23 protein-coding genes and 1 other RNA gene are annotated in these 17,609 nt (G+C 67.6%); 8 read left to right on the top strand and 16 right to left on the bottom strand.

What is annotated here, in order from left to right; translation table 11 throughout:
* Positions 1-946: 946 nt before the first annotated feature.
* A complete protein-coding gene (locus tag AC1DSO_RS18995; RefSeq protein WP_477070299.1) occupies positions 947-1,690 on the bottom strand; it encodes a tRNA1(Val) (adenine(37)-N6)-methyltransferase in 744 nt (247 codons plus the stop codon).
* Between the two features lie 132 nt (positions 1,691-1,822).
* Here AC1DSO_RS18995 and AC1DSO_RS19000 point away from each other — a divergent pair, with 132 nt between their 5' ends.
* From AC1DSO_RS19000 to AC1DSO_RS19010, 3 genes are all read left to right on the top strand, one after another.
* Positions 1,823-2,833, top strand: coding sequence for a polyprenyl synthetase family protein (locus tag AC1DSO_RS19000; RefSeq protein WP_477070316.1), 1,011 nt, complete (start codon positions 1,823-1,825; stop codon positions 2,831-2,833).
* Positions 2,833-3,423 (top strand): hypothetical protein, encoded by a 591-nt coding sequence (locus tag AC1DSO_RS19005; RefSeq protein WP_477070300.1) that lies wholly within the window; start codon positions 2,833-2,835, stop codon positions 3,421-3,423. Before AC1DSO_RS19000 ends, AC1DSO_RS19005 begins: the two co-directional genes overlap by 1 nt.
* Positions 3,424-3,550: 127 nt before the next feature.
* Positions 3,551-3,946, top strand: a complete 396-nt coding sequence (locus AC1DSO_RS19010; protein WP_477070301.1) for a YccF domain-containing protein — start codon at positions 3,551-3,553, stop codon at positions 3,944-3,946.
* 39 nt (positions 3,947-3,985) lie between these two features.
* On the opposite strand, the gene AC1DSO_RS19015 is transcribed toward AC1DSO_RS19010, so the two are convergent.
* From AC1DSO_RS19015 to fumC, 4 genes are all read right to left on the bottom strand, one after another.
* Positions 3,986-4,252 carry a hypothetical protein gene (locus AC1DSO_RS19015; protein WP_477070302.1) on the bottom strand — a complete coding sequence of 89 codons (267 nt, stop codon included), beginning with the start codon at positions 4,250-4,252 and terminating at the stop codon, positions 3,986-3,988.
* Between the two features lies 1 nt (position 4,253).
* Complete coding sequence (locus AC1DSO_RS19020) at positions 4,254-4,496, bottom strand: type II toxin-antitoxin system CcdA family antitoxin (RefSeq protein WP_477070303.1); 243 nt, start codon at positions 4,494-4,496, stop codon at positions 4,254-4,256.
* Between the two features lie 76 nt (positions 4,497-4,572).
* Positions 4,573-5,028, bottom strand: a complete 456-nt coding sequence (locus AC1DSO_RS19025) for a GNAT family N-acetyltransferase (RefSeq protein WP_477070304.1) — start codon at positions 5,026-5,028, stop codon at positions 4,573-4,575.
* A 6-nt stretch (positions 5,029-5,034) separates the two neighbouring features.
* Positions 5,035-6,426, bottom strand: coding sequence for a class II fumarate hydratase (gene fumC, locus AC1DSO_RS19030; RefSeq protein ID WP_477070305.1), 1,392 nt, complete (start codon positions 6,424-6,426; stop codon positions 5,035-5,037).
* A 113-nt stretch (positions 6,427-6,539) separates the two neighbouring features.
* On the opposite strand from fumC, the gene AC1DSO_RS19035 reads away from it, so the two are divergent.
* Genes AC1DSO_RS19035 through AC1DSO_RS19045 form a run of 3 tightly spaced genes read left to right on the top strand, consistent with a single transcriptional unit; the run spans position 6,540 to position 7,798 of the window.
* Complete coding sequence (locus tag AC1DSO_RS19035) at positions 6,540-6,860, top strand: YbjQ family protein (RefSeq protein WP_477070306.1); 321 nt, start codon at positions 6,540-6,542, stop codon at positions 6,858-6,860.
* Positions 6,861-7,400, top strand: a complete 540-nt coding sequence (locus tag AC1DSO_RS19040) for a DUF1697 domain-containing protein (RefSeq protein ID WP_477070307.1) — start codon at positions 6,861-6,863, stop codon at positions 7,398-7,400. It begins immediately after the preceding gene.
* Entirely contained in the window at positions 7,358-7,798 is a 441-nt protein-coding gene (locus AC1DSO_RS19045; protein WP_477070317.1) for a RusA family crossover junction endodeoxyribonuclease, read from the top strand. Before AC1DSO_RS19040 ends, AC1DSO_RS19045 begins: the two co-directional genes overlap by 43 nt.
* On the opposite strand, the gene AC1DSO_RS19050 is transcribed toward AC1DSO_RS19045, so the two are convergent.
* The 8 genes from AC1DSO_RS19050 to AC1DSO_RS19085 all read right to left on the bottom strand — a co-directional run bounded on the left by AC1DSO_RS19050 (position 7,766) and on the right by AC1DSO_RS19085 (position 13,276).
* Complete coding sequence (locus tag AC1DSO_RS19050) at positions 7,766-8,152, bottom strand: hypothetical protein (protein ID WP_477070318.1); 387 nt, start codon at positions 8,150-8,152, stop codon at positions 7,766-7,768. The two genes, AC1DSO_RS19045 and AC1DSO_RS19050, sit on opposite strands and share 33 nt — an antisense overlap.
* An 82-nt stretch (positions 8,153-8,234) precedes the next feature.
* On the bottom strand, positions 8,235-10,343 hold the full coding sequence (locus tag AC1DSO_RS19055) for a serine hydrolase domain-containing protein (protein ID WP_477070319.1): 2,109 nt from the start codon (positions 10,341-10,343) through the stop codon (positions 8,235-8,237).
* Positions 10,344-10,480: 137 nt separating this feature from the next.
* Complete coding sequence (locus AC1DSO_RS19060; protein ID WP_477070308.1) at positions 10,481-11,254, bottom strand: C13 family peptidase; 774 nt, start codon at positions 11,252-11,254, stop codon at positions 10,481-10,483.
* 24 nt (positions 11,255-11,278) lie between these two features.
* Positions 11,279-11,749 (bottom strand): PaaI family thioesterase, encoded by a 471-nt coding sequence (locus AC1DSO_RS19065; RefSeq protein WP_477070309.1) that lies wholly within the window; start codon positions 11,747-11,749, stop codon positions 11,279-11,281.
* The gene (locus AC1DSO_RS19070) at positions 11,746-12,231 is read right to left on the bottom strand and encodes an SspB family protein (RefSeq protein WP_477070310.1); all 486 of its coding nucleotides are present in this window, start codon (positions 12,229-12,231) and stop codon (positions 11,746-11,748) included. The genes AC1DSO_RS19065 and AC1DSO_RS19070 overlap by 4 nt, the downstream gene beginning before the upstream one ends.
* 286 nt (positions 12,232-12,517) lie before the next feature.
* Positions 12,518-12,882, bottom strand: a transfer-messenger RNA (tmRNA) gene (gene ssrA, locus AC1DSO_RS19075).
* On the bottom strand, positions 12,846-13,127 hold the full coding sequence (locus AC1DSO_RS19080) for an Atu4866 domain-containing protein (RefSeq protein WP_156136697.1): 282 nt from the start codon (positions 13,125-13,127) through the stop codon (positions 12,846-12,848). The genes ssrA and AC1DSO_RS19080 overlap by 37 nt, the downstream gene beginning before the upstream one ends.
* On the bottom strand, positions 13,124-13,276 hold the full coding sequence (locus AC1DSO_RS19085; RefSeq protein WP_477070311.1) for a hypothetical protein: 153 nt from the start codon (positions 13,274-13,276) through the stop codon (positions 13,124-13,126). The genes AC1DSO_RS19080 and AC1DSO_RS19085 overlap by 4 nt, the downstream gene beginning before the upstream one ends.
* Positions 13,277-13,462: 186 nt before the next feature.
* Between AC1DSO_RS19085 and AC1DSO_RS19090 the strand changes: the two genes are divergently transcribed.
* Both AC1DSO_RS19090 and AC1DSO_RS19095 read left to right on the top strand, forming a co-directional pair.
* The gene (locus tag AC1DSO_RS19090; RefSeq protein WP_477070312.1) at positions 13,463-14,371 is read left to right on the top strand and encodes an AraC family transcriptional regulator; all 909 of its coding nucleotides are present in this window, start codon (positions 13,463-13,465) and stop codon (positions 14,369-14,371) included.
* 96 nt (positions 14,372-14,467) lie between these two features.
* Positions 14,468-15,130: an aquaporin gene (locus AC1DSO_RS19095; protein ID WP_477070313.1), complete on the top strand. Its 663-nt coding sequence runs from the start codon at positions 14,468-14,470 to the stop codon at positions 15,128-15,130.
* Positions 15,131-15,145: 15 nt separating this feature from the next.
* On the opposite strand, the gene AC1DSO_RS19100 is transcribed toward AC1DSO_RS19095, so the two are convergent.
* From AC1DSO_RS19100 to ilvN, 3 genes are all read right to left on the bottom strand, one after another.
* A complete protein-coding gene (locus AC1DSO_RS19100) occupies positions 15,146-16,015 on the bottom strand; it encodes a hypothetical protein (protein ID WP_477070314.1) in 870 nt (289 codons plus the stop codon).
* Between the two features lie 95 nt (positions 16,016-16,110).
* Positions 16,111-16,947 (bottom strand): hypothetical protein, encoded by an 837-nt coding sequence (locus AC1DSO_RS19105; RefSeq protein ID WP_477070315.1) that lies wholly within the window; start codon positions 16,945-16,947, stop codon positions 16,111-16,113.
* A 12-nt stretch (positions 16,948-16,959) separates the two neighbouring features.
* Complete coding sequence (gene ilvN / locus AC1DSO_RS19110) at positions 16,960-17,517, bottom strand: acetolactate synthase small subunit (protein ID WP_047404170.1); 558 nt, start codon at positions 17,515-17,517, stop codon at positions 16,960-16,962.
* Positions 17,518-17,609: the final 92 nt, after the last annotated feature.

Here is a 17,609-nt window from a genome sequence, read left to right on the forward strand (position 1 = left end):
GCAGTCGTCCATCAGCGAAGCTAGTCCAAACCGCCCGACCGACCGATGAGCGCGACTAGCTTCGCTGCAAAGAAGGTATGTCCGCTACGGGTCGCAAGCCGACCTCCCGGTCGGGTGCGATCCTCTCGCCGTGAGATGTAAGGAGGGCTCCTTCTCCGGGGGAGAAGGGTTTCTCACGCAAGAGGCACGCGCCAAAACCCCTCTCTCATGGAGAGAGGGAGGGGCCCGCCGCGCAGCGGTGGGAGGGTGAGTGGGTAGGCGAAGCCCCTGGACGATCTTGGCGGTGTTGCGGGCGATGTGCCGGCACGCCGGCCGAGGGTGTAACCTCTCACCCTCCCATGCTGCGCATGGGCCCCTCCCTCCCTCTCAGAGAGAGGGAGGGAGGGGCACGGGGATTGAGCGGGCTGTATCCCCGGCGYTCGCGAGATCGAACCCAGCGAATTCAACTGCTTCTCACTTTTACGCGCTCCTGAATGATCCGCGTTCAAAACCACCCCCATACTCTTCCCACCTGATGGCTAGAAAGGGACGTCCGGCCGGCGACTTGGGCGGCTGTCAGGGGTGGTCGAGCGGGTAGCGTTCGCCGGGTCTCTTAATTCGCCGGGTCTCTTAAGGAGACTCGCCTTCGCGGCGGCTCCAGCGGCGGGTTCCCTGAAACATGGGGCAAAGCCCTGGCGGCGAGGGTTCGGCGAACGCAGCAGGCATGGGCTGAAATCGCCCATGCGGTCCGGACGGGGCAGCCAGCCTCTCCGCCCGTCGGGGGCCTAAAGGCGGGAGCGGGTTAAGACCCCGCGCCTCGCAGGCTCACCGGATAACGGATCACGCGGAGCGTTCGGTCTTCGTCGAAACGGTACTTACAAACACACATTCCGGGCGACGCCCGGCGCTCCGTGGTCCCTTTCACACCTTCAGCGGTCAGCCGCGTGAAGCGGCGGAGCCGTGTCCCTCACCACCCCAGATCCGCTTCCCCGCGCAGGATCGCCTCGGCCGCCGCCGAGTGCTTGCCGCCCTCGCGGTCGTGCAGGACCAATGGCGGCAGCAGGACCAGCGGGGCCTTGCCGGTCTTGATCGCTCGCACGATCACCCGCTTGGCCGGGGCGTCGGCGAACGGCGCGACGGGCCGGACCTTGAACGAGCCGGCCTTGGGGGCCAGCAGGGCGAGGATGTCGGCCAGGCGGTCGGCGCGGTGGATGATCGTGATCGTTCCGCCTTCGCGCGCCGCCTTCAGGCAGAAGCCGGTCCAGGCGGCCAGGCCGCCGTCGGCCATCCAGGCGCCGCTCTTGGCCGGGGTGGGGGCGCGCAGGGCGTTGGGGTCGTCGAAGAACGGCGGGTTGGTCATCACCGCGTCGAAGGCGGGCAGGGCCAGGGCGCGGAATCCCGCCTCGACGTCGCCTTCGAGCACCGCGACTCGGTCGGCTAGGCCGTTCAGCGCCGCGTTTTCGCCGGCCWGGGCGGCGGTGGCGGAATCACGCTCCACGCCCTGGAAGATCGCTTGCGGCCGGCGAGTCGCGGCCGCCAGCAGGGCCCCGCCGACTCCGCAGCCGGGCTCCAGCACACGCTGGCCGGGCAGGGCGTCGCAGGCAGCCGCCAGCAGGGCGGCGTCCATGCCGGCCCGGTAGCCGTCGGGCTTCTGGCGCAGCCGCACGCGACCTCCCAGAACCCGATCCTCGGTAACGCCTGTCTCGTTCAATGCTTTCTAGGCCTTGTGCTCGCCTTGACCGTGACCTATCCCGCCACCATTGTCCCTCGCAACGGTTCATCCCCAGCCGGCTTTCGCCAGCCGAACCGAATAGCGAGGGGAGGCCGCAAGGAGAGTATGGTTTTGGACGCAGCCGCAGCGACCCTCCCCCGGAAGTCGGGCTCGGTGGATCGTCTCGTGCGCCTCGCCGAGGCCGACATGGCGGGCGTCAACCGCCTGATCACCGATCGCATGCAGAGCGACGTGCCGATCATCCCGGCCCTGGCCGAGCACCTGATCGCGGCGGGCGGCAAGCGCCTGCGGCCGCTGCTGACGGTCGCCGCCGCGCGGCTGGCGGGCTCGGCCAATGACCACTGCCTGAAGCTGGCCGCCGCCGTCGAGTTCATCCACACCGCCACCCTGCTGCACGACGACGTCGTCGACGGCAGCGCCCTGCGTCGCGGCAAGGTCGCCGCCCACCTGATCTGGGGCGGCGCGCAGAGCGTGCTGGTCGGCGACTTCCTGTTCGCCCGGGCCTTCGAATTGATGGTCGAGACGAACTCGATGAAGGCGCTGGAGATCCTGGCCCGCGCCAGCCGCGTCATCGCCGAGGGCGAGGTGCTGCAGCTGATGCGCAGCCATGACCTGAACCTGTCGCAGGCGATCTATCTGGAGATCATCCAGGCCAAGACCGCCGAGCTGTTCGCCGCCGCCTCCGAGGCCGGCGCGGTCTCGGCCGGGGTCGACGCAGCCAAGGCCGAGGCGCTGAAGACCTATGGCCTGAACCTGGGCCTGGCCTTCCAGCTGGCCGACGACGCCCTCGACTATGGCGGCGCGACCGAGACCCTGGGCAAGAACGCCGGCGACGACTTCCGCGAAGGCAAGGCGACCCTGCCGCTGCTGCTGGCCATCGCCCGCTCGGGTCCCCGCGAAGCCGAGTTCTGGGAGCGCGCCATCGGCCGCCGCGAACAGACCGAGGCCGACTTCCGCCGGGCCCGCGAGCTGATCATCGGCTCGGGCGCGCTGGACGCCACCTTGGACCTGGCCGCCGACTATGCCGACAAGGCCAAGGCGGCGCTGGCCGTGTTCCCGGCCAATGACTGGCGCGGGGCGCTGGAGGACCTGGCCGATTTCGCGGTCAGCCGTCGCGCCTGATGGCCCGGCGAGCGCCATCCTACGGCGGGCTTCCCCCGACCAAGCCGGGCCAGCCCTCGCCAAGGCTCCAGACCGTCATCGCGACCTCGCCGGAAAACCCCGGCGGCGATCCGAACGTGCGGCCTCATGAGGCCGGCGAGGCGGCAGGCAAGGTGATCGGCGGCGGCCTGGGCGTGCTGATCGGCGCGGTGCTGGTCATCCTGATGCTGGGGCCGATCCTGTGGGCGCCGCTGTGGGCGGGTCTGCGGGCGGCGCGGGCCTTTCCGGGGCTCTGGCAGCCCTGGCTGGCGGGTCTGGCCGCCGGCGTGCTGGTGGCCCTCGTCCAGACCGTACTGCTGATCCAACGCAGCCCGATCCTGCGTTATCCGATCGTGGCTCTGTTCGCCCTGGCCTGGGTCGGCGGCCTGTGGCTGGAGTTCACCGCCCCGCGCCACGACTGGATCACGACGGCGCCGGCTCTCCACATGCCCGGTCCCTGGTCCTGGGCGCTGATCGGTGTGGGGGCTGTGATCTACGCCGGGATCTACCTCCTGGCCCTGGCGCCGATCGGCAAGAGCCGCTGGGCGCGCAAGTGGCAGCTGATCAAGTAAGGCTGGCCGTCGGACTTCGGCGGCGGCGGTGAATTCGGCGTAATCCAGGCCTGACGGTCTTCACAGCGAGATCGGGCGGGGCCACGTACGGGGTCTGGACCTCGAAGGTCCTGATTGGGGCTAAGACATGATCCGTTTCATCCTGAACGTTCTCTGGTTCGTCTGCGGCGGTCTCGTCACGGGACTGGGCTGGCTGCTGGCCGGGGTGCTGCTGGCCATCACCATCGTGGGCCTGCCTTACGCTGGCGCGGCGTTCCGGATCGCCGGCTTCGCCTTCTGGCCGTTCGGCAAGGACATCGTCCACCGCGAGGTCCTGGGCCGCTCCGACGTCGGCACGGGTCCGCTGGGAACCGTGTTGAACGTGATCTGGTTCATCCTGGCCGGCTGGTGGCTGGCCCTGGGCCACGTGCTGGTCGCCGTCGCCGAGGCGGTGACGATCATCGGCATCCCGTTCGCCATCAAGGACCTGCAACTGGCCTATATCGCCCTGGCCCCGATCGGCCGCGACGTGGTGCGGCGCTAGAAGCCGGTGAACAGACGGTCGAGCGCGCGGCGGATGGCGTCATCGTGCTCGGCCAGGCTTTCCGCCCGCCGTCGCAAGCTGGTCGCAGTGATACTGAACAACTCGCTGATCAGCAGCGTCAGTGCCTTCGCCTTGGATTTCGACGGGAAGCTCCAGATCGCTGACGATCCGCGTGGCATCGTTGACCGCCGGCGCGACGACGACCTCCGAGAAGTCCCGCAGATGATGCGAGGAGAGTACTACGAGATAAGGCGCGATCTCACGCGCTTCCGGTGATGGATTTTGGTAGGCGTCGAACTGGCGCAACCTACCATCGCCTGAAGTGATCTGAGATCAGGCCTCGGCGGGTGACGCGCTCATTGTGCTCTTTGATCGCGTCCGCGTTCTCTTCCGTCCAACGGCGCGCGCGTTCTTCTCCACCCGAAGGATAGACCTTCTGCAGGTGCAGGCGAAGCTGGGTCTCGCTGAGACCAGCAACCGAGATCCCTAGCCGCTCGGCCTGGGCCAGCAATTCCGGGTCGATGCCTCGTTCGAGGTCGGGAGCGTCCATGGGATGAGAAACTAGCATGGCGCGTCCCTGGCTCACAGAGGAGCGGTCAGTCTGGCGGGCGTCGCCGAGAAATCAACTATGAATTGATTTGGTTCGGTGCACGCCGCATCACGTGCGTCCACGGCCCGGTCCCGTCCGCCACGAAGCCTTGCGCCTCCCAGAAAGGCCCCGCGGCTGGCGAGGCGGCGGCGTTGACCGTCAGCAGCCCGACGCTGTCGAAGCCCTCGTGGATCAGGGCCGAGGCCAGCGCGGTGGCGACGCCTCGGCGGCGCATGGCGGGACGGACGTAGAGCCCGCGCAGGCGGCGGGCCGGTTCGGAAGCGGCGGGCTCGACGGACAAGCCGCCGATCCCCGCCAACTCGCCGACCAGGAACGCGGCGAACAGCGCCTCGCCGTCGTCCTGGAAGCGCAGACCACTCTGCCAGCCTTCGGCCAGCCGGGCCATGTTGCGCACGCCTTCGCCGGAGGCCTCGGCGACCAGGTCGTCGAAGCCCTCCGGCGGCTCGTCAAAGATCCTGACGAGTTGCAGCACTCAAGGTCAGCCCGGCGAGACCATCTTCTCGGGACGGACGTACTGGTCGAACTCCTCGTTCGTCAGATAGCCGCCGCCGACGGCCTCCTCGCGCAGGGTCGTGCCGTTCTTGTGCGCGGTCTTGGCGATCTTGGCGCAGGCGTCGTAGCCCAGCTTGCCGTTCAGGGCCGTGACCAGCATCAGGCTGTTCTCGACGCCCTTCTTGATGTTGTCGATGCGCGGCTCGATGCCGACGACACAGTTGTCGGTGAAGCTGACCGCGGCGTCGGCCAGCAGGCGCACCGACTGCAGGAAATTATAGGCCATCACCGGGTTGAAGACGTTCAGCTCGAAATGGCCCTGGCTGCCGGCGAAGGTCAGGGCGGCGTGGTTGCCGAACACCTGCACGCAAACCTGGGTCAGCGCTTCGCACTGGGTCGGATTGACCTTGCCAGGCATGATCGACGAACCCGGCTCGTTCTCCGGCAGGGCCAGTTCGCCGAGGCCGGCGCGGGGGCCCGAACCCAGGAAGCGGATGTCGTTGGCGATCTTGAACAGGCTGGCGGCCACCGTGTTGATCGCGCCGTGGCTGAAGACCATGGCGTCGTGAGCGGCCAAGGCCTCGAACTTGTTCGGGGCGGTGGTGAAGTCCAGGCCGGTGATCTTGGCGATGGCCTCGGCCACGCCCTCGGCGAAGCCGATCGGGGCGTTCAGGCCGGTGCCGACGGCGGTGCCGCCCTGGGCCAGCTGCATCAGCTTGGGCAGGGTGCTCTCGATGCGCTCGATGCCGTTGGCGACTTGCTGAGTATAGCCGCCGAACTCCTGGCCCAGGGTCAGGGGGGTCGCGTCCTGAGTATGGGTGCGGCCGATCTTGATGATGTCGGCCCAAGCCTTGGTCTTGGCCTCGAGGGCGGCGTGCAGGTGCTTCAAAGCCGGCAGCAGATCGTGGACGATCTGCTCGGCGCAGGCCACGTGCATGGCCGTGGGATAGGTGTCGTTCGACGACTGGCTCATATTGACGTGGTCGTTCGGGTGGACGGGCTTCTTGCTGCCCATCTCGCCGCCTAGCATCTCGATGGCGCGGTTCGAGATCACCTCGTTGGCGTTCATGTTCGACTGGGTGCCCGAACCGGTCTGCCAGACCACCAGCGGGAAGTGATCGTTCAGCTTGCCGTCGATGACCTCGTTGGCGGCAGCGATGATCGTCTCGGCGATCTTGGCGTCCAGCTTGCCGAGCTTCAGGTTGGTTTCGGCGGCGGCGCGCTTGACGATGCCCAGGGCGCGGACGACCGGCAGGGGCTGCTTCTCCCAGCCGATCTTGAAGTTGCCGAGGCTGCGCTGGGCTTGCGCGCCCCAATAGCGGTCGGCGGCGACTTCGATCGGGCCAAAGGTGTCGGTCTCGATGCGCGTGGCGGTCATGCGGCGATCTCCGGAAAAACGGTCGAGCGCGGTCTAGCCCCTGAGGCCCCGGTTCGCAACGCCGTGGCGCCTTCAAGTAGCCTTCGCTATATCGAACACAGCAGGAGGGACCCATGCTCGTCACCACCACCAACGATCTGGCCGGCTATCGCATCGTCGAACATCTGGGCCTGGTGCGCGGCGTCACCGTCCGCTCGCGCAGCGTCATCGGCAATATCGGCGGGGCCGTGCAGTCGATCTTCGGCGGCAACCTGTCGATCTACACCAAGCTGGCCGAGACGGCCCGGCAGGAGGCCTACGAGCTGCTGGTCGCCCACGCCCGGGAGGTCGGCGCCAATGCGATCGTGGCCATGCGCTACGACGCCACCGAGATCATGGAAGGCATCACCGAGGTCCTGGCCTATGGCGCGGCGGTCCGCGTCGAGGCGCTCTAGGTGGCGGTCTTCGTCGCGCTGCCACGCTCGATCAACACCGGCAAGCGCAAGGTGCTGAAGGACGACCTGCTGGGCATAGCCCGCGATACGGGCTTCAAGGACGCCAAGACCTATCTCGCCAGCGGCAACCTGGTGCTGTGGGGCGACCACGCGGGCGGCGAGGCCCTGGAGCGGGCGCTTGAGAACGCTCTCGAGGCCCGCATCGGCCTGCGCACCGACTTCATGGTTCGTTCGCCGGCCCAGATGCGGGCGATCGTCGAGGCCAATCCGTTCAAGGCCGAGGCGCAGGACCACCCCAGCCACGTGATCGTCAACTTCCTGAAGACGCCGCTGCCACAAGGCGACGAAGATGTGCTGCGGGCCGCGATCGCCGGGCCCGAACGGTTCGCGGTCGGGCCACGCGAGCTCTATCTCGATTTCCCGATCAGCATGGCGGACTCCCTGCTGGATCGAGAGTGGAAGAAGACCAAGCGCAATCCGGTCGGCACGACCCGCAACTGGAACACGGTGCTGAAGCTGGCGGAGTTGATGGGCGCGTGAGCCTGGACCTCGACGAGCCCGACTGGACCCACCATGGCAAGGTCCGCGCCCGCGAAGTCGGCGGCGAGCTGACCATCGTGGTCGACGGCCTGACCACCCAGGGCAAATACTACAAGCCGCTGATCTACGAGTTCTTCCGCAAGTCCTGGCGCGGCGCGCGCCCGGCCTGGGGTGAGTTCAGCGTCGAGATCGGCATGGACTATGTCGGCGAGCCGCCCTGGATGGATCTGGACAACCTGGCCAAGGCTCTGCTGGACGCCATCAAGGGCTATGCCTTCCACGACGACGCCCAGGTCGCCCGGCTGCTGGTCGAGCGCCGTCCGGGCGAGCGCGAGCGCATCGTCATCCAGGTGCGGAAGCTGGCCTCAAACCTTATGCGGCGCACGCTCGAAGATTGAAGCCGCCACGGCCACGTAAAGCACGGCCAGGAAGGCGCCGTAGCGGCCGATGCTGACCGGATCGCCGGTCGGCATCACCTCGGCGTAGCGCGAGACCACCAGGGCGCCGGCCACCAGGCCCGGGGTTGAGAACAGGATCATCGGGAACAACCGGCGGCGGCGCGGCGTATGAGTCAGCCGCGCCACCGCCTGGAAGGCGAACGTCACCGTTGCAGCGGCCGCGAACGCATTCAACGCGTAAAACCAGAAGGCGCTTTCCAGAAGCCCCCCACCGAAAGCGGCGTAAAACAGGGTGGCCGCCGACCAGGCCGCCAATCCCGTTCCCCCAAACGCCAAACCGTCCAGTTTTGACACGTCGCGTCTCCCTCGCTCGTCTCCCGGAACGGTGATCTGCAAGCAGGGCGCCGTTGGGAAATGACGGGGATGAGGTCGCGTATCAGCTCCAGGGCAGCAGATAGCCCCAGAGGCCGAGCAGGACGGCGAGGAACACGAACAGCAGGGCGGTGAAGGTGAAGGCCACCTTGCGGACCCCGCTCCAGCTGTCGACGCGGCGCCCGCCGCGCCAGACCATCGGCAGGACGCCCAAGGTCACGATGCTCAGCACCGCCGCAACCAGGGCACAGGCCGAGCCGCTTAGCAGCCAGCCGCTGGGCCAGCCGAAGAACACCGTGGTCTGGTCGGCGGCCTTGGCCGCGAACATGCCCATGCAGGCGGCCGAGATCAGCCACAGCACCGACTGCATGGTCTGCATCTGGCTAGCTCGGGCCTGGACCGGGGTCTGGCGGTCCTCGCGACGATTGCGGAACAGCACGCCCAGGATGGTGGCCGCGCAGGCCAGGACGGCTGCCGCGACAGTCCAGGCCAGCAGGCTGGCCGAGCGGAAGAAGCTGATCCGTTCATAGGTCGAAAAGCCGCGCGCCGCGTAGAAGCGCGAGGGACGGTCGCCATTGGTGTCGAACACCAGGGTCAGGGCGCCGTCCAGGGCCTTGAACACGCCGGGATGGTCCGTGCCGTTGAACAGGGTGCTGACGCCGCCGTCGGTGACCGTCAGCCGGCCCTCGGGCGTGGCGCGCACGGTGGCGCGGCCGATGATGCGGTTGGTGAAGCCCTCCAGCCCGCGATAAGCGCGACGAGTCGTCAGGTAGTCGCCCTCGTAGTTCCGGGCCTGGTCGTAGGTCAGGGCGCTGGGCGGCGGCGCGGCCGGGGCGGGGGCGTAGAAGTGCTCGACGATCGTCGAGGGCAAGGTGGCGGGCAGGTTCGCGCCGCTGTCGGTATTGACCGAGACGAAGATCCCCAGGCCCAGGTCCGGCACGATCACCAGGTTCGAATAGAAGTACAGCGTCGCGCCCTGGTGGCCGAAGCCCCGGCGGCCGCCGGGTACGGGCGTGTCCTGGAAGCCGGCATTCCAGCCGGCGGCCTCGGGAGCCGGGCGGTACATCGGCGTGCGGAAGGCTAGGGCCGTCTTCGGCGAGAAGATGGTCTTGCCGTCGATCGCGCCGCCGTTCAGCAGCAGGGTCATGTAGCGCGCCATGTCGCCGGCGGTGCTGGAGGCCGAGGCCGCGGGCGCGACCTGGCCCATGAACTCACGCGGCTGGGTCTTCCAGCCCATCGGCGTCCACGAGAATCCATCCGACAGGTCGGCGGCCAGGGTCTCGGACATCGGCGCGGGCAGGCCGTCACGCCAGGGGCGGGCTTCACGGAAGGTGGTGTGGTTCATCCCGGCCGGCAGGATGATCTCCTCGCTGACCAGTTGCTCGTAGGGTTTGCCGACCACGTTGGCGACCGCCGCGCCGGCCAGGGCCGCGCCGTAGTTGGAATAGCTGGGCAGCAGGCCCGGCTCGCGCACCCGGCGCGGACGCTCCTGGCGCAGATAGTCCGCCAGCGAACGCACGCGGTTCGGGTCGCGCTCGAACAGCTGGCCCAGCGCCCGGTCCTCGAACCCGCCGGTGTGGGTCATCAGGTCCTTCAGGCGCACGGGCGTCTTCTTGCCCTGGTCCTTCAGCTGCAGCGGCTCGGGCAGGTAGAGGTTCACCGGGCCGTCGAGGCGCATGTGGCCCGACTCGATCTCGTTCATCAGCGCGAYCCAGGTGAACGTCTTCGAGATCGAGGCGATACGGAAAAGGGTCTTGTCCGGATCGACCGGCTTGCGCTGGCCGAGATTGGCGAAGCCGTAGCCCTTCTTCAGAACCACCTGACCGTTCTGGACCACCGAGATGGTCGCGCCGGCGATGTGGTCGCGGCTCATGGCGCGGCGGACGACGCCGTCGACGAAAGCTTCCAGCTCGGGCCCGGACATCGGCGCGACAGCGGCCGAGACCGGCGACGGGGCGGTCGTGGGCGTCGCCGGAGCGGGCGTCGCGGCGGCCACGGGCGTGGGGCGGACGGGCGCGGCGGCGGCCGGCCGAGGGATCCTGCGCACGCGGCGCGGACGCAGGCTGGTATAGGGGCGCGGGGCGGCGTTAAGCGCCGGCTCGCTGGCGGACGGCGGCGGCGTTGTAGCGTCCTGCGCGCGCGCCTCCGATCCGACCAAGGACCAAAGGGCCATGAAGGCCGCCGCGAAGGCGGCTGCGGGCGAAACGCGCGTCAACGATGTCCCCTGGGTGAAGCGATAAACTTCGTGAAGCGGAAAACTTCTAAGGTTTGTGTAGCGTGCTGGGGGCCAGGGTCAAACCCGATCACCGGTCAAGGCTGCTTTGGTTTGGTTCTGTTGAACGCGTAGAGCGGCAACATCGGCCGCAGGGCGGGACCGATCCAGACCTGGGGTTCGGAGGCGGGCTCCGCACCGGTCTCCCTTTCCTTGCGCGCCACGCAGGCCTGGACAGCCGCGCCCAGGGCCGCGAAATCGCGCGCGCCGGGCGCAGACGACAGAAAACAGTCGTCGAAATACGGGTATTTGTCGCTCTCGCCGCAGCCGAACGAAGCGCGATCAGAGCGGGCGGCGGTCAACACCAGGCGGTCGGGCTTCTGCAGCGGCGGAATGAAGACGCCCGAAAAACAGGCGGAGATCACCACTACGCTGGGTCGATCGGGACAGGCCTCGTCGAGCAGGGCGGCCAGGCGATGCGGCCGTAGCAGGTCTTCGCCGAGAATCGCTCCTTCGGGGCCGCCGTGCGAGCTGAGGTAAAACAGGCAACCGGCCTTGGCGGTCCGGGCCTTGATCCGCAGGGCGTCCTGGATCGTGCGCGCGTCGGCGCGACCCGGATCCTGGGCGGGATAGCGTCTGGGGCGCACCGAGAATTGCTGGATGGCGGTCTTGTCGAAACCCAGCTCGACCAGGGCTTTGGACACGTCGCGGCGGGCGTTGTCGAAGGCCTCGGTCGGGCCGCCGGAATGGGCGTGAAAATCGCCGGCCACCACCACGGCCGCCCAGTTCGAGAATGGGCCGGCGGCGCGCGCGGGCTGGAGCGGTGAGAAGAGCAGAGCCAGAAGTCCGATGACCGCCGCTGCTCCTCGCATGGGTTCGTCCCTTCCTTGGTCTGCCTATTTCTTGAAGTTGGCGAACGGCGTCGGGATCGCCGTGCCRGTCGACTTGGCCAGCAGCCGGCCATCCGCGTCATAGAGCTCGCCTTCCATGAAGCAGACGGTGCGGCCCCATTTGACCACGCGGCCGACGCCGCGCAGCGAGCCGGGCATAGCTGGGCGCAGGAAGCTGGTCTTCATCTCGAGCGTGGGGACGACGTGGGTCATGCCCGAGGTGACCAAGCCGGCCACCGACATGCACTCGTCCAGCATGGCGCAGACGAATCCGCCCTGGATCTGGCCCATCGGGTTGCACAGCAGCTCGGCGCGCGCCGTAAAGCCGACCTCGATCTCGCGCTCGGCCTGGCGCACGGCCAGCAGTTCGAAGCCCAGCGTCTGGGATCCGGTGGGCTGGTTCTTGGATGCGCGGAAGCGCGCGAGGATCACCTCGTCCGTCAGAGCCTGGGGGGCGTCAGAGGCGACGTCGCTCATTTTTTCCGGAACTGGTCCAGGGAGACGATCTTGGGACCTTCTTCGCCGGCCGGGGCGGGGACCTTGTCCTCGGTTTCGGGTTCCGGTTCGGGCTCTTCCTCGATGACCTCGGGCGGAGCGAACTGCAGCGCGAACTGCACCGAGGGGTCGTAGAAGCGGGTCAGGGCCGCGTAGGGCACCGACAGGCGCTTGGGCTGACCGCCGAACTTCAGGGTCACCGAGAAGAAGGTCTCGCCGGGCGCCAGGTCCCAATACTGGTGCTGCAGGACGATGGTCATCTCGTCCGGGTACTTGCCCAGCAGGTCCTGGGGACCCGAGACGCCAGCCGCCTTGGTCTTGAAGGTGATGTACAGGTGATGCGGCTCGGGCAGGCCGCCCGGCGCGGCCGCCTTCTTCAGGGCCGCCTTGACCACCCCGCGCAAGGCGTCCTGGGCCATGGCCTCGTATTGCATGAGGTCTTCGGGCGGATTGGTCTGGGACATGCGCTGGAGTCGGTACTTCGAACTGGAGACGAAGCCCGGAGCCTAGCGCGTTGGAGGCCTCGCGCAAAGCGGGTCCTTTGTCATGCGAGGCGGAGCGCAGCGAAGACCCGGGACCGCAAGAGGCGCAACCGTTTGCATCCGAGCCTGCGGCGGTCCCGGCTCGGCGGATCGCTTCGCGACCCTTGGCCGGGATGACAGTTTTCAAGGAGAAAGTGGAGGGATTCTGTTGGCAGGCTCCCCCATGCCTTCTCGAAAGAGAGGAGGGAGCCTTGGCGATGTCGTGGAAAGTGGAGGGATTCTGTTGGCAGGCTCCCTCCGGGCCCCGCCTAGGGATCTGAACCCCTAGGACTTAAGAGGCGAATTCACCTGCACCGCATTACGCGGCGACGGCGAACTCTTCAGCGAAGTTATCGTTCGCATTTAGAAAAATGACCCGAAACGGTGGATCAAGCCGAGAGAAAGCATACACCTTTACACGTCTGTCGATGCTGATCGGCCCCATGCAGTCCCATGATAACTTGGGAGAGATTGGTGGAGCCGCCGGGAATCGCACCCGGGTCCAGTCCGCTTATTACGTGCGCGTTTATCCCCATAGTTCGGCCGAAGCCGGACAATCACAATATAGGGGCTTCCACCTCGGTATGGAAGGCCGGACGCTCGACTGTCCCCAGACTTAGGCGGCCGTTGGACAACGTGCCGCAGATGACGGCTCCCTGATCCTCGAACAGCTTCAGCGTCTCGCCGACCAGGACGTAGACGCCGGTAAAGACGTCGGCGAAGTCGTCGCGGGTCTCGATGAAGCGGCCGTCGGCCCGCAGTTCGAGGCTGACGTGGCCGTCGGGCGAGGTCCAGACGCCGGCGACCGGGATGTGGGGAACGATGGCGGACATCATCATCGGGCGATGCTCCAGGGTTGCGAGGCCGGGGCGGCGGTGACGGAGGGAAGGGCGGCGGTCATGGCGGTCAGCGCGGCCGCGCCGCCCAGCAGGACGGCGACGAACCAGCGTGGAGCCGCCACGCCGCGTCGGGGCGTGTAGCGTCTCATCACGTATCCAGATTTTGGGAGTTGCCGCGTCGGGGAGCGGAACGAGGCCACTATGGGGCCCAGGCCCGTCCAGCCGGTAGACCGATGCTCCGCCATAATTGCACGATCCTCCGGAACCGAACGCCGTGACGTGACGGAGGATCATGCAAGGCTTACAAATGGTCTCGTTCCAACAAGAGAAAACCCATGAGCACGCGCGAGGCGCTGGCCGCCCTGATTGAACGATTCACACCTGACGAAGGACCGCGCGAAACCTGCTGTCCCAGGGTCAACCTCTATCGCGCGACCCAGACCACCGAGCCGGTGCACGGCGTGCACGAGCCGGCGTTCTGCGTTTTGGCTCAGGGCCGCAAGCGCGTGTTCGTCGGCGACGTCATGCACGAGTACGACGAGCGCAACTATTTCCTGTCGTCGATTGACGTGCCGGCGGCTGGCCAGGTGGTCGCCGCCTCGCCAGGCGAGCCCTATTTGAGCTTCCGGATCGTGCTGGATCCCGGCCTGATCAGCGAGATGATCATGGAATGCGGCCTGGCCGCTCGCCTGGACGCCGCCGCGCCGCTGGTCGGCGGCATGTCGGCCGGGGCGATGACGCCCGCGCTGTTCGACGCTGTATGCCGGATGGTCAGCCTGACCGACAGCCCCGAGGACGTTCCGGTCCTGGCCCCGCTGATCGAGCGCGAGATCGTCTACCGCCTGCTGACCGGCGAACAGGGGCCACGCCTGGCGCAGATCGCTCGTCGCGACGGCCGTCTGCGGCAGGTCAATCGGGCGATCGGCTGGATCAAGCGCCACTTCGACCAGCCGTTCAGCATCGAGGCCGTGGCCGAGGAAGCGCGGATGAGTCCCTCGGCCCTGCACCAGCATTTCAAGGCCGTGACCTCGCTGTCGCCGCTGCAGTATCAGAAGCAGATCCGCCTCCAGGAAGCGCGGCGGCTGATCCTGGTCCAGCGCCTGGACGCGGCCACCGCTGGCCACAGCGTTGGCTATGACAGCCCCTCGCAGTTCAGCCGAGAATACGCCCGCCTGTTCGGCGCGCCGCCGCTTCGGGACATCACCCGCCTACGGGAACAGCCCGAGCAGATGGCGGGGGCGTAGACTAAGTAGAGCTATTCCAAGACTCGACGAAAGGCTGCATGATCGAGTTCGCGAGGCAGCATGAACTCGCTGAAATTCGATCGGGGAGTTGTCAAAATGTCAAAAATTGTTGCCGAATTTATCGGTACGTTTGCTCTGGTTCTATTTGGCTGCGGCGCCGCGGTGCTGGGCGGCGATCATGTCGGCCAGCTGGGCACGGCTCTGGCCTTCGGTTTCGCGATTATCGCCCTAGCCTACGGCATCGGCCCGGTGTCCGGCTGCCACGTCAATCCGGCCGTCAGCCTGGCGGCGTTCGTGGCCGGTCGGATGAGCGTCAAGGAGATGGGCCTCTATTGGATCGCCCAGTTCGCCGGGGCTGTGGCCGGCGCGGCCGTGTTGGCCTGCATCGCGGGCGGCACGGCGCACGGCCTGGGTCAGAACGGCTGGGGACCGGGCTATCTGGGCGCCTATCCGCTGCACGCGGCCTTCGTGTTCGAGGTCGTGATGACGGCGCTGTTCGTGATCGTCATCCTGGGCGCGACCGGCGCCGACGCCGCGCCGGGCTTCGCGGGCCTCGGGATCGGCATCGCCCTGGCGGTGATCCACATCGTCGGCATCCAGGTGACCGGCGTCTCGGTCAATCCGGCCCGCAGCTTCGGTCCGGCGGTCCTGGTCGGCGGCCAGGCGTTGGCCCAACTGTGGCTGTTCTTCGTCGCGCCGGCGATCGGCGCGATCCTGGGCGCGCTGCTCTATCGCTTCAAAGCGCTGAAGGTGGGGTGAGGCGCGCCCGTTTCGCTACTGCACCGTGCCGACCAGCACGAAGGGTGTAATGCCGCCTTCGATCGTGCCGCTCTGGGCGCAGGTGTTCTGGTACACCCAGCCGATATAACCACCGTAGGAGCAGAGTATCTGCTGGTACTTGGAATAGGTGGGGCCGGCGTTGATCGCGTTCGGGGGCAGGGCGCCGACGAAATTGTACGGGCCTCCAAGCTGCCACTGGGCGGCGCCCGAGATCAGGGTCAGGAACTGGACATTGTTGGTCGCCGGCATTTTGTGGCCGGAGTAGCTGCCGTTGCAGGCGGCGCCGTCCCACCATCCGGCCCAGAGATAGCCATTTTGGTCGGCGCCGCGACACACCGCCGTCCGAGCCATATTGGGGGCGAGAACGGCGTTGGCGGGCTGGGAGGTTCCGGGGGTCCAGCTATAGACCGGGGCGCTCGGCGGCGCGGGCAGGTCGGCCCAGGCGATGTCGACCCTGTGGTTGCCCTGGCCCCAGACGCTGACGGTCTTGGCGGCCGGGTCGACGGTCATCTTGTAGACGTAGCGGGCGCCGTCGCGGGTGGTGTTTTTGATGAGTTGGGCCTGGCCGTCATAGGTGACGATCCCAAAGCTGTTGTGATCGTCGAGGAAGCTGAAGGCCCAGGTGTACAGGCCCTGGTACAGGATCACCGGGCAGAGGTTGCTGGCCTGCGTGCCGCCGGAACCGGTCATGCAGCTGACCTTCATGCCGGCGGGCGGCGGCGGGGGGGAGATGGTCGAGGGGATCTGAACGATCTCCGGCGTTGCTTGCGCCTGGACCGCCGCAGGCGCGACCAAGGCGCAGAGGGCGCTGGCCACGACCAACCAGGAACTGAATGGATGGGCGACTGCTCGACGATGGGTCATGGCGTCCCTCCCAGGATCTTTGACAAGGGGAGAGTAACGCCGCTATGCGAAATTAGACTGTGAGTTGTATCACATTATAATTCGACGATAAGTCGTCAATCGGGTTGCCCATCTTCCGGCGGCGGGGGCACGGCCGGCGGCTGGGGGCGGTTCGACTCGCCCGCCTGCAACCCGCCCCCTCCGGCCAGCAGATCTTCATAGGCCCGCCGCTGGCGAGAGAAGTCCGCGCCTCGCGGCAGCACGGCGTCGAAGCGCGGATCGCGTCCGACCACCGCGCCGAGGGCGGCGGTTAGTATGGACGCGATCGATCCCACCTCGGCGTCGTCGCAGGCTCGGCGCAGATGTCGGGCCTGGCCGGGAACCAGCAGGGTCACGTCCCATGAGACACCGTCGATGCACAGCGCCGACACCGCCCCGCCGCCATAGTCGACGATCACCGAACGCGGCTGGCTCCAGGCCGGATCGGCGAGCAGCGCCCTCAGGGGCGCGATCTGTGAGGCGGCCAGCTCGGCGTTGATATCGACCCGGCGGCTGATCTCAGGCGTGCAGCAGCCCAGGCCCGCGCGGGCTTGGACGAAGGCGCGGCCGTCGCGGCGCAGGGTGACGCGGACCACGGCCTGGCGCACGCCGCGCGCGGGTCGGGCCCAGACCTCCAGGATCAGCTCGCCGCGCTTGAGCACCTGGCTCTGCAGCGGCTGCAAGCCCCACAGGCGGTAGAGCAGGGGCGGGACCCCGTTGTCGATCGGGATCGGCTGCTCGTCGCGGCCGGGACGGCGGTTGTACAGCGGTTCGAGCTCGGGCGGCGGCCGCGGAACCTCAGGAGACCACCAGATCGCCGGGTCGGGATAGGAGGCGGGCGGCGGGGCCTGCTGGACGGCCCCCTGACCGATGGCAAGGGCTAGCCCCGCGATCAATCCCGTCAGGCCGCTCATCGCCGGTTTCCCTTACATGCCTTCGACGCCCCGCTCGATGGAAAGGACGCCCGTGCGGGAAAGTTCCACCAGGCCCAGCGGGCGCATCAGGTCCAGGAATTTGTCGATCTTGGACGGTGCGCCCGAGATCTCGAACACGAAGCTCTCCAGCGTGGTGTCGACGGGCTTGGCGCGGAAGATCTCGGCGATGCGCAGGGCCTCGACGCGGTCGACGCCCGAGCCGCGCACCTTGACCAGGGCCAGCTCACGCTCGACGCCGTTGGGGTCGCGGGTCACGTCATGCACGCGGCGGACATTCACCACCTTGTTCAGCTGGGCCTCGATCTGGTCCAGCACCTGGCGGGTGCCGCGGGTCACCACGGTGATGCGGCTGGTATGGGCCTTGCGGTCGGTCTCGGCGACCGTGAGGCTCTCGATGTTGTAGCCCCGCGCGGCGAACAGGCCGACGATGCGATGCAGGACACCGGGCTCGTTGTCGACGAGCAGGGCGAAGGTCGCGGTCTGCTCGACCTGGCCCGTGGGGCTAAGGTCGTAGGCCGAGGCGGGAGCGGGTTGGACGTTGGCGGTCATGGATCGCTTCTATGCCAAAGGAAGGGGAGGGCGCGAGAGGCTTAAACCAACCCGGCGCCGTCCTCACCGATCACATTACCGATGTCCTCGAC

The sequence above is a fragment of the Caulobacter sp. P4_E5 genome (assembly GCF_056401555.1).